Here is a 14,895-nt window from a genome sequence, read left to right as displayed (position 1 = left end):
TACTACAGGTGGACCGGTGCGCAGGCCTGCTCGCCGACCACGGTATGCCAGCCGCGCACCGTCCACTTGGCCACCAGCCCGTTCAGCACATACGGGTCTGCCTTGGCAAAGGCCGCCGGGACTTCGTGGGAATCGGCCTTAAAGAGGAGAACGGCGCCGTCAGCCGGATCGGTGAGCGCGCCACCGAGAATCAACTCGCCGCGCTGCGCGGACTCCCAGGCCATGGCCAGGTGCTCCCCGCGAAACTCGCCCCTGCGCTCCAGGTAATCCGGAGCAACTTCATACAGCAGCAGATAATGCATGACTACCTCCTGTTGTTTTGCCCGAACAATTCGGCCGCGGCATCCTCACGGCCGCATTCCTTCAATGCCGCCAGGCAGTTCTTCCTTTCCTCAGGCACGTGGTAAAGAAGCAGCGACTTTTGCAGCCCCTTTTCCCGATCCGTCCTCGCCACGTAAACCTTCTCCCCGGTAAAGGGATCCACACCCGTGTGATAGATGCAGGTGGACAGCGTCCCCGGGGTGGGAGTGAAATCCTGCACCTGCTCAACCCGCATGCCCCAGCGCTTCAGCATCAGTGCGAGATCCACCATATCCGACAGCGTGCAGCCGGGGTGCCCGGAAATGAAGTACGGGACGACGTACTGCCTCTTACCGGCCTTGGCACTTTCCTTCTGGAAGGCGTCCCGGAAGCGATCGAAACAGTCGTGACCGGGCTTGCGCATCACCGAGGTGACGCGATCGGTCAGATGTTCCGGTGCCACCTTCAAGAGGCCGCTCACGTGGTGCGAGACCAATTCGCGCAGGTACCGGGGCTGGCGCTCCATCAGGTCGTAACGAACACCCGACGAGACCGCGACGTTCTTCACGCCTGAAATCCGGCGCGCCTTGGCGAGGAGCCTGGAACTGGCAGCATCGTCGGTGACCAGGTTCTTGCAGATTTTAGGGAACAGGCAGCTGTCGCGGCGACACTTGGCGCCCGCCTCCGCGTTGCCGCAGGAGAGCCCGAACATGTTTGCGGTCGGCCCGCCCAGGTCGCTCACGCTGCCGCGGAACCACGGCAACGCCGCCAGGCGCTCCAACTCGTGAAGCACACTTTGCTCACTGCGCGACTGGATCGTCTTGCCTTGGTGATGGGTGATGGCGCAGAAGGCGCAGCCGCCGAAACAACCGCGGTGCGTGGTGATGGAGTTGCGTATCTGTTCGTAGGCCGGGATCGTTTCCTTATAGCTCGGGTGCGGAGCCTTGACGAAGGGGAGCGCGTAGATCGCGTCCAGCGCCTGCTCGTCAAGCGGCCACGCCGGAGGGTTGCAGACCAGGTAACGCTGGGCGTGGCGCTGAACCACAGTCTTGGCACAACCGGGATTCTGTTCCCCCGACAGCAGGCGGAACGAGCGCGCATAGGCGGCCTTGTCCGTCGAAACGTCCTCGTAGCTCGGGAGTTCCACCAGGTCGGCGCCGGGCTCAGGCGCGGTCGAAGAAGGGTATGCCGTACCGCGGATGTCGCGGATGGAAGCGAAGGCTTCACCCTGCTGCAGTCTCTGCACCAGTTCCAGCAGCGGACTCTCACCCATGCCGTAGACCAGCAGGTCCGCCTTGGCGTCGAAGAGCGCGGAGCGGCGCACCTTGTCTTCCCAGAAATCATAGTGGGCGAAGCGTCTGAGGCTCACCTCGATGCCGCCGATCACCACCGGAACGTCGCGGTAGGCTTCCTTGAGGCGCGAGGTGTAGATGATGGTGGCGCGGTTGGGGCGTGCACCGTGGCGGTTGCCGGGAGTGTAGGCGTCGTCGCGGCGCAGTTTCCTGGCCGGCGTGTAGTGCGCCACCATGGAATCCATGGCACCGGCGGCTACCGCAAAGAAAAGACGCGGGCGCCCGAGAGCCATGAAAGGCTCCTTGCTGCGCCAATCCGGCTGAGGGATGATGCCCACGCGGAGCCCCTTCGATTCCAGCAGCCGCGCCAGGAGCGGGACGCCGAAAGAGGGATGGTCCACGTAAGCGTCGCCGGAGACAAAGATGACGTCGAGCTCGTTCCAGCCGCGAGCCTTTGCTTCGGAAAGTGAGATGGGGAGGAAACGGGAAGGAGACTGCTTGGGGTGTGCGTGTTTCATAAAAACCCTAAAACCATTGGCCACGGAGAAAATCTGAGGACATCTGGGAAAGTCAAAACCAAAAGGCTTCTGTCTTTGTTTCCCTCAGGTTTTCTCCGAAGTTCTCCGTGGCTAATGGTTTTGACTTTACGGGAAGATCCCCAGGAAATCGAGCCCGAGTGTCTCGGGCAGCCCGCACATGAGGTTCATGTTCTGAACCGCCTGCCCGGACGCGCCTTTCACCAGGTTGTCGATGGCGGAGACGACGATGATCCTGCCGGTCCTTTCATCGACCACGACACCGATGTCGCAGAAGTTGGAGCCTCTGACGTGCGCCGTCGACGGGAGCACTCCCTCGGGCAGCACCCTGACGAAGGGTTCGCCCTCGTAGAAGGTCTCGTACAGGGTAATCAGCTCGGACGCCCTCACCTTCCCGTTCGGGACGCTGTAGATGGTGGAAAGGATGCCGCGGTCCATCGGGACCAGGTGCGGCGTGAACGAGATGGTGAGCGGAGTGCCGGCCAGCAGCGCGAGTTCCTGCTCGATCTCGGGGATGTGACGATGCACGCCTCCCACTCCGTAGGCTTTGAAGCCCTCATTCACCTCGCAGTAGAGGTTGTCCACCTTGGCGCTGCGCCCGGCGCCGGAAGTACCGGACTTGGCATCGACGATGATGCTCTTCGGGTCGATCACCTTACCCTTCAGCAGCGGGGCCAGGCCGAGGATTACGCTGGTTGGGTAGCAGCCGGGGTTGGCAATCAGGTTCGCCTCCCGGATCTTGTCACGACGCAGTTCGGGAATGCCGTAGACCGCCTGGGGGAGCAGCTCCGGGGTCAGGTGCTTTTCGTACCACTTGCCGTAGACGTCCGCGTCGTGCAACCGGTAGTCGGCCGAGAGATCGACCACGTCCTTGCCCATCTTGAGGAAGGTCGGCACCACCGCCATGGCCGCCTTGTGCGGCAGCGCGGTGAAGACCACGTCCACCTGCTCTGCGATGCCGACCGGCTCGAGGTTCTGAAGCACCAAGTCGCACCTGCCACGCAGGGAGGGAAATACGTCGCTCACCGGCCGCCCGGCGCTCTGCTCGGAAGTGACGCAGGTAACGGCGACCTCGGGGTGGGCATGGAGGATACGGATAAGTTCGACGCCGGTATAGCCGCTGGCTCCGACGATGGCAACCTTGATCATGAAAAGCCTCCCTTCTCACAACGGAAAAAATGGAAGCCTGATGTTAGCACAGCTCCCATACAGTTGACACGCAGAAACATTAAAACCATTAGCCACGGAGAACTTCAGAGAAAATCTGAGAGAAACAAAACCTTTTTGTTTTTGGTTTTCTCAGATGTCCTCAGATTTTCTCCGTGGCCAATGGTTTTGCTTCTAGGGTTTTTGAAACAGCAAAAGGAGGAACCCTGACGGATTCCCCCTTTGCAATACTGAGACAGCAATTGTCTCCAGCAGCGGATTAACGCTTGGAGAACTGGAAGCTGGCGCGTGCCGCCTTCTTGCCGTACTTCTTTCTTTCCTTGATGCGCGAGTCGCGGGTGATGAACCCGGCCTTTTTCAGGGTGCCGCGCAGGTCGGCATCGGCCTCGATGAGGGCCTTGGTGATGCCGTGCTTGATGGCGCCGGCCTGGCCGGAGTCGCCACCGCCCTTGACGGTGCAGAAGATGTCGAACTTGCCGACATTCTCGGTCAGCTCGAGGGGCTGCATGACCACCATCTTGGAGGTCTCGCGGCCGAAGTAGCTGTCAAGAGTCTTGGTATTTACAATGATCTCACCATTGCCCGGCTTGATCCAAACCCTGGCGATGGAAGACTTCCTTTTCCCGGTTGCGTAAAAGCTTGCTGCCATTTTCTATCTCCTGATGAACGAATTAAATGTTCAGATCTTTCGGATTCTGAGCCGCATGCGGATGAGCGCTGCCGCTGTAGATCTTCAGCTTCTTGATCATGTGGCGGGCAAGCTTGTTCTTGGGCAGCATGCCTTTCACGGCTTTCTTGATCAGATCTTCCGGCTTCTTATCGAGGAGCTTGCCGGCAGAGATCTCTTTCAGGCCGCCCGGGAAAGCAGAGTGGCTGTAGTAGGTCTTGTCGGAAAGCTTCTTGCCGGTGAGGGCGATCTTCTCTGCGTTCACGACGATGACGAAGTCGCCGGTGTCAACGCTCGGGGTAAAGGTCGGCTTGTTCTTGCCACGCAGCACGTTGGCGATCTCGGTCGCTACACGGCCGAGGACCTTATTATCCACATCAACCAGGTACCAATCCCTGGTCACTTCTTCTTTTTTGGCAACTTGCGTCTTCATTGAAACCTCACAGCTATCTGGAATTAGCACATTAACTTACAGAAGATTGAGAATTTAATCGATTCGTCCGTTCATGTCAAGACAAAAAACCGCGGAGAGAATTAACGCTCTATTAAAGATGCATCATTCGCCGCTCTGGGGCGGGTAGAAAACCTGCATGAGACAGAGCCCTTGCGGCGGCACTGTCATTCCCGCGTTCTGCCGGTCGCCCCCCTTGAGCAGGTGCGCCACGTCTGCCGCGCTCAACCTGCCCTGCCCCACTTCGATGAGCGTCCCGGTGATGATGCGCACCATGTTCTTCAGGAAACCGCTGCCGTTGATGTCGAGGTGCAGCAGGCGCCCCTCCTGCGCCAGCTCCATGCTGTAGATACGGCGCACGGTGGTCTTGGCGGCGCAGTTGGCGCCGCGGAAGGCGGCGAAGTCGTGCTCGCCGACGAAGAGCTTGCAGGCCGCGCGCATCGCCTCGATGTCGAGCTTCCCCTTGACGCGCCAGGCGGTGTGGCGCACCAGCGGCGAGCGGAGGTCGTCGAGCAGCATGGTGTAGCGGTAGTGCTTTGCCTGCGCGTTGAAGCGCGCGTGGAAGTCGAGCGGCACCTCGGCCGCCTCGCGCACCGCGATGTCGCTGGGGAGCAGCGAGTTCAGCCCCTCGCGGAAGGCGCGTAGCGGCATGGTGCGCTCGGTCTTGAAGCAGGCCACCATGCCGCGGGCATGCACCCCGGCGTCGGTGCGGCCGGAGGCGTGCAGGGTGGCATGCTCCCCGAGCATCTTGGCCAGCGCCTTTTCCATGACCTCTTGGATGGTCAGCCCGTTGGGCTGTACCTGCCACCCGGCGTAGGCGGTGCCGTCGTACTCTATGATCAGCTTGATATTGCGCATACTACTTAAGGTACTGCTCCACCAGGATCTCGGCGATCTGCACGGCGTTGGTGGCGGCGCCTTTCCTGAGGTTGTCGGCCACGATCCAGAGGTTCAGACCGTTCTTGATAGAGGCATCCTCGCGGATACGACCGACCAGGGTCAGGTCCTCGCCGGCCACATCCATGGCCATCGGGTACTCGCCGTTGGCCGGATTGTCCACCAGTTCCACGCCCGGCGCGTCCTCCAGGAGCTCGCGCGCTTTGGCCACGGTGATCTTCTTCTCGGTCTCGATGTTCACCGACTCGGAGTGACCGTAGAAGACGGGAACACGGACGCAGGTCGCGGTGGTGGCGATGTCCGCCTCCATGATCTTCCTGGTCTCGTTCACCATCTTCATCTCTTCCTTGGTGTAGCCGTTGTCGCAGAAGGAATCGATCTGCGGCAGGCAGTTGAACGCGATACGGTGCGGATAGACCTCGTTCTTGGGCGGGCGGCCGTTCAGAAGCTCGCCGGTCTGGATGCGCAGTTCGTCGATCGCCTTGTTGCCGGTGCCGGAGACCGCCTGGTAGGTGGAGACCACGATCCTCTTGATGGTGCCGAAGTCGTGCAGGGGCTTGAGCGCCACCACCATCTGGATGGTGGAGCAGTTCGGGTTGGCAATGATCCCCTTCTTGCGGTAGTCGGCGATGGCGTGCGGGTTCACCTCGGGGACCACCAGCGGCACGTCCTTGTCCATACGCCACGCGCTGGAGTTGTCGATGCAGACCGCTCCGGCCTTGGCCGCGGAAGGACAGAACTCCTCGGAGCGCGCGCCCCCTGCCGAGAAGAGGGCGATATCGATCCCCTCGAAGGAATCGTGCGTCAACTCCTCCACGGTCACCGGCTTTCCGTTGAACTCCAGCACCTGCCCGGCGCTCCTCGCGCTGGCGAGGAACTTGATGTTGCCCACCGGGAACTTGCGTTCCTCGAGGCACTCGATCATCTGGGTCCCGACTGCGCCGGTTGCGCCCACCACTGCTACATTCCACGTCTTCTTCATGCTTTTACATCTCCTCAAGACAAAAACGGGAGCGCGCCCCCTGGCTGCCGGGGACGCGCTCCGCTTCTCGCTGCATAAAATTCAGAAACTATGTCAACGGCATCTCACACGGAACAACACGGAGAAGACGGAAAGAGCACGGATCTAAAGCCATGGGTTTCCCCAAAATGCTTTTGCCTTATCTGCCTTTATCCGTGCGTTCCCGTAAAATCCGTGTGCGACCGGAAAGAGCACGGATCTAAAGCTTTGGGTTTCCCCAAAATGCTTTTGCCTTATCTGCCTTTATCCGTACGTTCCCGTAAAATCCGTGTGCGACGCCTTTGACCTTGACCTTACCGCTCCTTCAGAATCTGCAGCATGCGGCGCAGCGGCTCGGCGGCGCCCCACAGCAGCTGATCGCCGCAGGTGAAGGCGGAGAGGTACTGCGGTCCCATCTTCATCTTGCGCACGCGGCCGACCGGGACGGTGAGCGACCCGGAAACGGCTGCCGGGGTGAGCCCGGCCAGGGAGTCGGCCTTGTTGTTGGGGATGAACTTGACCCACTGGTTGTCGTTCTTGATCATATCCTCGATCTCGGCGATCGGGATATCCTTGGTCAGCTTCATGGTGATCGCCTGGCTGTGGCAGCGCATAGCGCCCACGCGAACACAGATGCCATCCACCGGGATCGGGTTGGTGGCACCGAGGATCTTATTGGTCTCGGCGTAGCCTTTCCACTCCTCGCGGCTCTGACCGTCCTCAACCTCGCGATCGATCCACGGCAGCACGCTGCCAGCCAGCGGGAAGCCGAACTCCTTGGTCGGCATTTCGCCGCTTCTCAGGGTGTCGGTGACCTTCTTGTCGATCTCGAGGATCGCCGAACCCGGGGTGGCCAGCTGCTGGGCGACGGAGCCGTGCAGCACACCCATCTGGGACAGGAGCTCGCGCATGTTCGGCGCACCGGCACCGGAGGCTGCCTGGTAGGTCATGGAGGAGAGCCACTCGACCACGCCCGCCTTGAACAGCCCGCCCAGGCCCATGAGCATGAGGCTCACGGTGCAGTTGCCGCCGATGTAGTCCTTGATCCCCCTGGAGAGGGCCGCGTCGATGACGTTGCGGTTGATCGGGTCGAGGATGATGACCGCGTCGTCTTCCATGCGCAGGGTGCTCGCCGCGTCGATCCAGTAGCCGTTCCAGCCTGCCTTCTTCAGTTCCGGGCGGACCGCCTTGGTGTAATCGCCCCCCTGGCAGGTGATGATTACGTCCAGCTTCTTCAGCTCGTTGATGTCCGATGCATCCTTCAGCGTCCCCGCGTTCAGCGGTGCGGGCTGCCCCACCTGCGAAGTAGTGAAGAATACCGGCTCAACACCTGCGAAATCGTTCTCTTCCTGCATGCGCTGCATGAGAACCGAGCCAACCATGCCACGCCAACCGACCATACCGACTTTCATAGGCGACCTTCCTTTCTTGAAGTTTTTATGTTCACCGGCGGCTTCCCGCCTCGAACTATGCGCGTCCTCGTTCACAAGCTCCTGCTTGGGAACGCACATCAGGTGAAAGCTCCAGCTTCTGGTTTTGGCGAAGCGAAGCTTCGTCGGGGTGAACTTTGGGTTCCCAAGCTGGAGCTTGGGAACCAGTTGTTCACCTGACTACAGGTTGGCGATGATGGCGTCGCCGATTTCCTTGGTGTTGACCAGCTTCTCGCCGGCCTTCTCCTGGTAGATGTCGCGGGTGCGGTAGCCCTTATCCAGCACCTTGGCGACGGCGTTGTCGATGGCGTCGGCCGCCTCGATCATGCCGAAGGAGTAGCGCAGCATCATCCCCGCGGAGAGGATCTGGGCGATCGGGTTGGCGATGCCCTGGCCCGCGATGTCCGGGGCGCTGCCGCCGGAGGGCTCGTACATGCCGAAGGTCCCCTCGGCCAGCGATGCGGAGGGGAGCATCCCCAGCGAGCCGGTCAGCATGGCGGCCTCGTCGGAGAGGATGTCGCCGAACATGTTCTCGCACAGGATCACGTCAAACTGCTTGGGCCACCTTACCAGCTGCATGGCGGCGTTGTCCACATACATGTGGGACAGCTCGACATCCGGGTACTCCTTGGCGATGTTGATCACGATCTCGCGCCAGAGCACGGAGGTGGAGAGAACGTTGGCCTTGTCGATGGAGCAGACCTTCTTGCCGCGCTTTTGGGCCGCCTGGAAGGCGACGTGCGCGATGCGCTCGATCTCCGGCACGCTGTAGCGCATGGTGTCCACGCCGACGCGGTCACGGCCGGCACCGTCGATTCCCTTGGGCTGGGAGAAGTAGATGCCGCCGGTCAGCTCGCGGATCACCAGGATGTCGAAACCGCCGGCAATCACCTCTTCCTTCAGGGAGGAGGCGCTGGTCAGCGACGGGAAGATGATGGCGGGACGGAGGTTGGCGTAGAGGCCGAAGATTTTTCTCAGCGGCAACAGGGCGCCGCGCTCGGGCTGCTCGTCCGGGGGGAGGGTTTCCCACTTGGGACCGCCCACGGAACCGAACAGGATGGCGTCGGCAGCCTTGCATATATTTACCGTAGTCTCGGGAAGAGCACGCCCTTCCAGATCGATGCCCGCACCGCCTACATTGGCGTGGGTTCGCTCGAATTTCACGTCGTAACGTTTCTCAACTGCATCCAGCACTTTCAGTGCTTCGGCCATAACCTCCGGACCGATGCCGTCACCCGGCAGCACCGCCACTTTAAAAAGCTGTCCCATTGCACAACCTCCGATATGTATTAAATTAGCGATTCTATTTGCGAGACAGTGATATTGTCAACATAAAAAAGGCCGTCAAACATACGTTTAGCGCCCCAAACCATGGCTATGACTTAATGCCTCGCCGGCTGGTTCAGTTCCGCGATAAGATGAGGGTTGGCTCGAGACTTTTATTAGAGAATCATAAAACTTTCAGTTTATCTTCATGAGGTGTTGTGCTACATTCTCAACACACCGGCCAAGCTGATCCGGCAACAGAAGTGCCCTCGCGTGCGCTTTCCGGCAAAGAAGTCTTAACGAGAGGCGGCGACTGGACAAATTCATTAGAGTAGGTATCCTTCTTTGACCAGCGAAAGCCCCCCATCGCGCAAAAGAAGAACCCCCTGCGGAGCCGAGCCAGCAAAGGGGACATGCACCTTCGGAGCCAGTCCCGGGAGCCGTGACCGACATGACCATATCCCCCGTGGGAACATCATATTTTCAGGAGAAAGAATGCTATCCATCGCTCGCCTCGCACAGTATGCCGCTGTGCTGTCCCTGCTCACCATGACCGCTTGCTCGACGACCCGGGCCGGCAGGCAGGTGCTTGGCAACCCGGAAAACCCGTACCCCCAGCAGAAGACTCCGGAGATCGGCGAGGTCCTGCACCTCCCCACCGGCACCCAGGTGACGCCGCAGCAGATGTTCGACGTGGTGACGGACGCCCGCGTAGTGTACGTCGGCGAAACCCATGACAACCCCGCCGCGCACCGCCTGGAACTGGACACCCTGAAGGCGCTGGAGCAGCGCTACCCCGGCAAGGTCGCGCTGGGGATGGAAATGTTCGTCAAGTCGCAGCAGCCGATCCTGGACCGCTGGGTGGCGGGCGAACTCGACGAGAAGGCCTTCCTGAAGGCTTCGCGATGGTACGACAACTGGAAGATGGACTTCGCCTACTACCGCGACCTGCTCCTCTATGCCAAGGAGAAGCGCATCCCGATCGTCGCGCTCAATGCGGAGAAGGACCTGGTGCAGGCGGTGCGCAGCACCCCCCTGGAGGAACTCACACCTGAGCAGAAGGCCCAGCTGCCGCAGATGGACCTCGCCGACCCGTACCAACGCGCTCAGACGGAAAGCATCTTCTCCGGCCACAACAGCCACGGCAAGATGGCCATCGACGGTTTCATCCGGGCGCAGACGTTGTGGGACGAGACCATGGCGGAATCGGCGGTGCGCTACCTCACCAGCCCCGAGGGGAAAGAGCGCCACCTGCTGGTGGTGGCCGGCGGCAACCATATCGGCTACGGCTTCGGCATCCCGCGCCGCGTCTTCCGCCGCCTCCCCACCTCCTACGCCACCATCGGCGGCCGGGAGCTAGCGGTACAGCGCGCCGACAAGCCGGTGACCATGGACGTGACGCTTCCCGATTTCCCGATGGTATCCTTCGACTTCCTGGTGAGCTACGCCTACGAGGGGCTCCCCAAACCGAGCGTGCTGCTCGGCGTCATGTTCGAGCCGGACCCGAAAGGGCGCGGCCTGGTGGTCAACACGGTGGTCCCGGACTCCAACGCCGCCCGGGCCGGGGTGCAGAAGGGAGACCTGCTGCTGGCCCTGGACAACGAGCCGCTGAAGGACAGCCTCGACCTCATCTACGGCGTGAAACAGAAGCACGTGGGGGACAAGTCCACGCTGAAGCTGGAGAGAAAGGGAGAGGTCATCGACCTCGAAGTGATATTTAAAATAGGAGAGGCGCCCAAACACGGCAAGCCCTGACACCGGCCGGGCAGGACCCGACCGTGATCCCGGAGGACTAAGACTGTATGTATGCCATGAGTAATGCCGGCAACACCATCGCCATGGTGCTGGCCGGCGGCAAGGGGGAGCGCCTGAGCCCCCTCACCATCAGAAGGGCCAAGCCGAGCGTCATGTTCGGCGGCAAGTACAAGATCATCGATTTCGTTTTGAGCAACCTGTTCAACTCCGGGATCAAGAAGGTCTACATCCTGACCCAGTACCGCGCCTACTCCCTCAACAAGCACATCAGGGAGTCGTGGGGCAAATGGACCGGCCTGGGCGAGTTCTTCGTCGCCATCTCGCCGGAGACCAGTTCGGAGAACGAGGATTGGTTCAAGGGGACAGCCGACGCCATCCTGCAGTACCTGCGCTTCGTGGAGTCTTCGGACGCGGACTACGTCGCCATCTTCGGCGGCGACCACATCTACAAGATGGACGTGAGCCAGATGATCGACTACCACCGCAGAAACCGCGCCGACCTGACCGTTGCGGCGCTGGAGGTGCCGGTCCAGGAAGCGAGCCGCTTCGGGGTCTTCTCGGTTGACGACGACTACAAGATCACCGCCTTCACCGAAAAACCGAAAAACCCGGAAAGCATCCCCGGCCGTGACACCTGCTTCGCTTCCATGGGGAACTACATCTTCTCCACCAAGAAACTGATCGAGGTGCTGCAGGAGGGGAAGAAGATGTACGAGGACCTCGACTTCGGCAAGCACGTCATCCCGATGATGCTGGAGAAGAAAGACAAGGTGTTCGCCTACAACTTCAACGACAACATTATCCCCGGCATGAAGACGGAGGAGAAAGGCTATTGGAAGGACGTGGGGACCATCGAGAGCTACTACGAGGCCAACATGGACCTGATCCACGTCTCCCCGCAGTTGAACTTGTACAACTACAAGTGGCCCATTCTGACCAACCAGGGCAACCTGCCGCCGGCCAAGACCGTGTTCGATGAGGAAGGTCGCCGCGGCATGAACATCGACTCCTACGTCTGCGCCGGCTGCATCACCAGCGGGGCCACGGTGCGCCGCACCATCCTGGGGCCGCGCTGCAAGGTGAACAGCTACAGCGAGGTGGACGATTCCATCCTCTTCGAAAACGTCGCCGTCGGGCGCCACGTGAAGATCAAGCGGGCCATCATCGACAAGAACGTCGTCATCCCGGACGGCACCCAGATCGGCTACAACCACGATGAAGACCGGGCCAAAGGATACCGGGTCACCGAATCGGGGATCGTCGTCGTATCGATGGCTGAAGCGAAGTAAGGGGGCGGCCATGCGCCGCCCTAAAAATCGTAACGGCAGCAACCACATCGGCCACCGCAGCCAGACGCCCTGAAGGGCGGGAGCACGCATGCGGGCAGCATCGAAGCGCAATCAAAGACGCGAGATCAACAAGATCGTCGGGGTCTACGCCCTGTTTGGCAGTGCCTGGATCTATCTCTCGGGCTACGCACTGGTCTGGCTGGTCTCCGACCGCCACATCGCCGAGCAGATTGAGGTCTACAAGGGGCTCATGTTCATCATGGTGACCTCGGCGCTGCTCTACCAGCTGATCTCACGCTTTGCCGGTCGCCTGGCGGAGTCGGTAGACCGGCTGGAGCAAAGCGAGGCCCGCTTCCAGGCCATCTACCACAACGTCAACGACGCCCTCTTCATCCATGATGCGGTCACCGGCGAACTGGTGGACGTGAACCGCACCATGTGCGAGATGTACGGGTATACCGCGGAGGAAGCCCGCGCCCTCACCGTGGAGGAGTTGAGCCTGGGAGAACCGCCTTACACGGAGGCGGACGCGCGGCATCTTTTGCAGCAGGCGGCGGCGGGTCCCCCGATGACGGTGAGGTGGCGCAGCAAGAAGAAGGACGGCTCGCGGTTTTGGTCCGAGATCAACCTGCGCCGGGCCGAAATCGGCGGCAACGACCGCATCATCGTCATGGTGCGGGACATCACGGCGCGCCACGAGATTGAGGAAGCCCTGCAGCAAAACGAGGAGATACTCAAGGTCCTCATGGAGGAGATGCCGGCAGGGGTGGGCTGGGCCGACGAGAGCGGCAGGATCCAGTACCTCAACAGCTACGTCAGCGACTGGCTGGGCTACCTGTCCGACGACCAGCCGACCCTGGAACAGCTGATGGAGCGCGCCCTCCCCGATCCCGCCTACCGCGACCAGATCCTGGCGCTATGGCGCGAAGAGCTCGGCAAGACGCTGGAGAGCGGCGTCCCGGTCACCCCGCAGGAGGCGAAGATCTCCTGCGTCGACGGCTCCTCAAAGCACATCATCCTGAACACCCGCCTGGTCCACCACCGCATACTCTTCACCCTGACCGACATCACCAAGTGGGAAGCGATGCAAAGGGAACTGCTGAAGGCCCAGAAGCTGGAATCCCTCGGCGTCCTCGCTGGCGGCATCGCCCACGACTTCAACAACATCCTCACCGGCATCCTGGGCAACCTCTCCTTTGCCGAGCTGCTGCTCGACCCCGACCACCCCGCGCAAGCCCCGGTGAAAAACGCGGAGAAGGCGTCGCAGCGCGCCGCCGAACTGGCGCATCAACTGCTGACCTTCTCCAAGGGAGGACAGCCCATCAAGAAGGTGGTCCCGCTGGGGAGGCTCTTGCAGGAATCGCTCTCCCTCGCCCTGCACGGCACCAAGGTGCAGACCCGGCTGGAACTGCAGGACGGGCTGCATGCCATCGAGGCGGACGAGGGGCAGATGAACCAGGCCTTCAGCAACGTCATCATCAACGCCTGCCAGGCGATGCCGGGGGGAGGGGTGCTGACGGTAACCGCGCAGAACGCACCGCTGCCTGCCAGTAACGAACTCGGGCTTCCTCCCGGGGACTACGTCAAGATATCCTTCATCGACCAGGGGTGCGGCATCCCCTACGAGGACCAGAAGCTCGTCTTCGATCCCTACTACAGCACCAAGCCCGGCGGGAGCGGTCTGGGGCTCGCCTCGGTGCATTCCATCGTCATCAAACATGGCGGGAGAGTCGAGGTGACGTCCACCCCCGGCGCAGGGACCACCCTCACCTTCTACCTCCCCTCCGCGGGGGAAGCCGTACTCGAAGAGGAGGCGCCGCAACCGGAACGTCCGGGGAAGCCGGGGGAAGGGACGGTACTGGTGATGGACGATGAGGAGGCAATCAGGACGCTGACGCGGGACATGCTGCAGTATCTGGGCTACCAGGTGGTGACCTGCGCCGACGGGGAAGAGGCAGTGCGGCTGTACCGGGAGGCCGCCCAGGCCGGGAAACCTTTCGCGGTGGCCATCATGGACCTGACCATTCCGGCCGGGATGGGGGGGAAGGAGGCGGCGCAGCTGATCCTGGCGCTCGACCCGACCGCCCGGCTCATCGTATCGAGCGGCTATTCCAACGACCCGGTCATGGCGGAGCATGGCGACTACGGCTTCTGCGCCGCGGTGGTCAAGCCTTACCGCTGCGACGAGCTGCAACAGGCCTTGGAGCGGGTGCTCTCCAAGCCCTGACCGGCGCAGGTGCCGGCTACTCCGGTTCCCGCCCCCACAGTTCCTTCAAGCGCCAGTTGCGGCCACAGCCATCGTGGTAGCGCTGGTAGTGGTAGGGCTCCTTCTTGTAGTACTGCCGGTGGTACTCCTCGGCCGGGTAGAATTGCGACGCCGGCAGTATCTGGGTGACCACGGCGGCGCCGAGCTGGTTGCTGCGCTCCGCTTCCTCCCTGCTCTCTTCCGCTTCCCTTTTCTGTTGCTCATCCAGGTAGAAGACGGCGGTCTGGTACTGGCTGCCGTAGTCGCAAAACTGGCGGTTCTTGGTGGTGGGGTCGATGTTGCGCCAGAACACCTGCAGCAGTTCTCGGTAGCTCACCCGCGCCGGGTCGAAGACGATCTGTACCGCCTCGACGTGCCCGGTCTCCCCTTCGCAGACCTCGCGGTAGCTCGGGTTGGGCGTGGTGCCGCCGGTATAGCCGGGGAGCACCGAGAGCACCCCCGGCATCTTGTCGAAGACCGGCTCCATGCACCAGAAGCACCCCCCGGCAAAGATGGCGGTTTGGGTGGTGGCGTCGGTGGCATTGTTTTCCATGGTTCCTCCCTTGGCGCCAAGCGTCCGGCGGGCGTTGAGGGGGACCG

At 61.5% G+C, this 14,895-nt stretch carries 13 protein-coding genes; 3 read left to right on the top strand and 10 right to left on the bottom strand.

The features are described from left to right. Positions 1 to 2: 2 nt before the first annotated feature. The 9 genes from JFN91_RS17310 to leuB all read right to left on the bottom strand — a co-directional run bounded on the left by JFN91_RS17310 (position 3) and on the right by leuB (position 9,009). Positions 3 to 302 (bottom strand): YciI-like protein, encoded by a 300-nt coding sequence (locus JFN91_RS17310; protein WP_199390443.1) that lies wholly within the window; start codon positions 300 to 302, stop codon positions 3 to 5. Between the two features lie 2 nt (positions 303 to 304). Continuing rightward, on the bottom strand, positions 305 to 2,110 hold the full coding sequence (locus JFN91_RS17305) for a YgiQ family radical SAM protein (protein ID WP_199390442.1): 1,806 nt from the start codon (positions 2,108 to 2,110) through the stop codon (positions 305 to 307). Positions 2,111 to 2,236: 126 nt separating this feature from the next. Then, entirely contained in the window at positions 2,237 to 3,277 is a 1,041-nt protein-coding gene (argC, locus tag JFN91_RS17300) for an N-acetyl-gamma-glutamyl-phosphate reductase (protein ID WP_199390441.1), read from the bottom strand. A gap of 277 nt (positions 3,278 to 3,554) precedes the next feature. Continuing rightward, on the bottom strand, positions 3,555 to 3,944 hold the full coding sequence (rpsI, locus tag JFN91_RS17295; protein WP_183349858.1) for a 30S ribosomal protein S9: 390 nt from the start codon (positions 3,942 to 3,944) through the stop codon (positions 3,555 to 3,557). A gap of 22 nt (positions 3,945 to 3,966) precedes the next feature. Beyond that, positions 3,967 to 4,395 (bottom strand): 50S ribosomal protein L13, encoded by a 429-nt coding sequence (rplM, locus tag JFN91_RS17290; RefSeq protein WP_183349856.1) that lies wholly within the window; start codon positions 4,393 to 4,395, stop codon positions 3,967 to 3,969. A gap of 123 nt (positions 4,396 to 4,518) precedes the next feature. Next, positions 4,519 to 5,271 carry a tRNA pseudouridine(38-40) synthase TruA gene (gene truA, locus JFN91_RS17285; RefSeq protein ID WP_199390440.1) on the bottom strand — a complete coding sequence of 251 codons (753 nt, stop codon included), beginning with the start codon at positions 5,269 to 5,271 and terminating at the stop codon, positions 4,519 to 4,521. 1 nt (position 5,272) lies between these two features. Then, positions 5,273 to 6,292, bottom strand: coding sequence for an aspartate-semialdehyde dehydrogenase (locus tag JFN91_RS17280; protein WP_199390439.1), 1,020 nt, complete (start codon positions 6,290 to 6,292; stop codon positions 5,273 to 5,275). A gap of 332 nt (positions 6,293 to 6,624) precedes the next feature. Then, positions 6,625 to 7,722 (bottom strand): aspartate-semialdehyde dehydrogenase, encoded by a 1,098-nt coding sequence (gene asd, locus JFN91_RS17275; RefSeq protein WP_199390438.1) that lies wholly within the window; start codon positions 7,720 to 7,722, stop codon positions 6,625 to 6,627. Positions 7,723 to 7,920: 198 nt separating this feature from the next. Continuing rightward, positions 7,921 to 9,009: a 3-isopropylmalate dehydrogenase gene (leuB, locus tag JFN91_RS17270; protein WP_199390437.1), complete on the bottom strand. Its 1,089-nt coding sequence runs from the start codon at positions 9,007 to 9,009 to the stop codon at positions 7,921 to 7,923. A gap of 492 nt (positions 9,010 to 9,501) precedes the next feature. Between leuB and JFN91_RS17265 the strand changes: the two genes are divergently transcribed. From JFN91_RS17265 to JFN91_RS17255, 3 genes are all read left to right on the top strand, one after another. Beyond that, positions 9,502 to 10,761 (top strand): ChaN family lipoprotein, encoded by a 1,260-nt coding sequence (locus JFN91_RS17265; RefSeq protein ID WP_199390436.1) that lies wholly within the window; start codon positions 9,502 to 9,504, stop codon positions 10,759 to 10,761. 47 nt (positions 10,762 to 10,808) lie between these two features. Further along, positions 10,809 to 12,050, top strand: coding sequence for a glucose-1-phosphate adenylyltransferase (gene glgC / locus JFN91_RS17260; protein ID WP_199390435.1), 1,242 nt, complete (start codon positions 10,809 to 10,811; stop codon positions 12,048 to 12,050). 88 nt (positions 12,051 to 12,138) lie between these two features. Then, the gene (locus JFN91_RS17255) at positions 12,139 to 14,277 is read left to right on the top strand and encodes a hybrid sensor histidine kinase/response regulator (RefSeq protein WP_199390434.1); all 2,139 of its coding nucleotides are present in this window, start codon (positions 12,139 to 12,141) and stop codon (positions 14,275 to 14,277) included. 16 nt (positions 14,278 to 14,293) lie between these two features. Here the strand turns inward: JFN91_RS17255 and msrA are convergent, their stop codons facing one another. Beyond that, positions 14,294 to 14,848, bottom strand: coding sequence for a peptide-methionine (S)-S-oxide reductase MsrA (msrA, locus tag JFN91_RS17250; protein WP_199390433.1), 555 nt, complete (start codon positions 14,846 to 14,848; stop codon positions 14,294 to 14,296). Positions 14,849 to 14,895 lie beyond the last annotated feature (47 nt).

It is taken from the genome of Geomonas anaerohicana (assembly GCF_016458305.1).
Lineage (GTDB): Bacteria > Desulfobacterota > Desulfuromonadia > Geobacterales > Geobacteraceae > Geomonas > Geomonas anaerohicana.
The sequence above is the reverse complement of the archived record's forward strand: the minus strand, read 5'-3'. Positions and strand labels throughout refer to the sequence as shown.

Bases quoted from the DNA above. Each gene is read 5' to 3' on its own strand.
- JFN91_RS17310 (WP_199390443.1), bottom strand. From the start codon at position 302: ATGCATTATCTGCTGCTGTATGAAGTTGCTCCGGATTACCTGGAGCGC.
- JFN91_RS17305 (WP_199390442.1), bottom strand. From the start codon at position 2,110: ATGAAACACGCACACCCCAAGCAGTCTCCTTCCCGTTTCCTCCCCATC.
- argC (WP_199390441.1), bottom strand. From the start codon at position 3,277: ATGATCAAGGTTGCCATCGTCGGAGCCAGCGGCTATACCGGCGTCGAA.
- rpsI (WP_183349858.1), bottom strand. From the start codon at position 3,944: ATGGCAGCAAGCTTTTACGCAACCGGGAAAAGGAAGTCTTCCATCGCC.
- rplM (WP_183349856.1), bottom strand. From the start codon at position 4,395: ATGAAGACGCAAGTTGCCAAAAAAGAAGAAGTGACCAGGGATTGGTAC.
- truA (WP_199390440.1), bottom strand. From the start codon at position 5,271: ATGCGCAATATCAAGCTGATCATAGAGTACGACGGCACCGCCTACGCC.
- JFN91_RS17280 (WP_199390439.1), bottom strand. From the start codon at position 6,292: ATGAAGAAGACGTGGAATGTAGCAGTGGTGGGCGCAACCGGCGCAGTC.
- asd (WP_199390438.1), bottom strand. From the start codon at position 7,722: ATGAAAGTCGGTATGGTCGGTTGGCGTGGCATGGTTGGCTCGGTTCTC.
- leuB (WP_199390437.1), bottom strand. From the start codon at position 9,009: ATGGGACAGCTTTTTAAAGTGGCGGTGCTGCCGGGTGACGGCATCGGT.
- JFN91_RS17265 (WP_199390436.1), top strand. From the start codon at position 9,502: ATGCTATCCATCGCTCGCCTCGCACAGTATGCCGCTGTGCTGTCCCTG.
- glgC (WP_199390435.1), top strand. From the start codon at position 10,809: ATGTATGCCATGAGTAATGCCGGCAACACCATCGCCATGGTGCTGGCC.
- JFN91_RS17255 (WP_199390434.1), top strand. From the start codon at position 12,139: ATGCGGGCAGCATCGAAGCGCAATCAAAGACGCGAGATCAACAAGATC.
- msrA (WP_199390433.1), bottom strand. From the start codon at position 14,848: ATGGAAAACAATGCCACCGACGCCACCACCCAAACCGCCATCTTTGCC.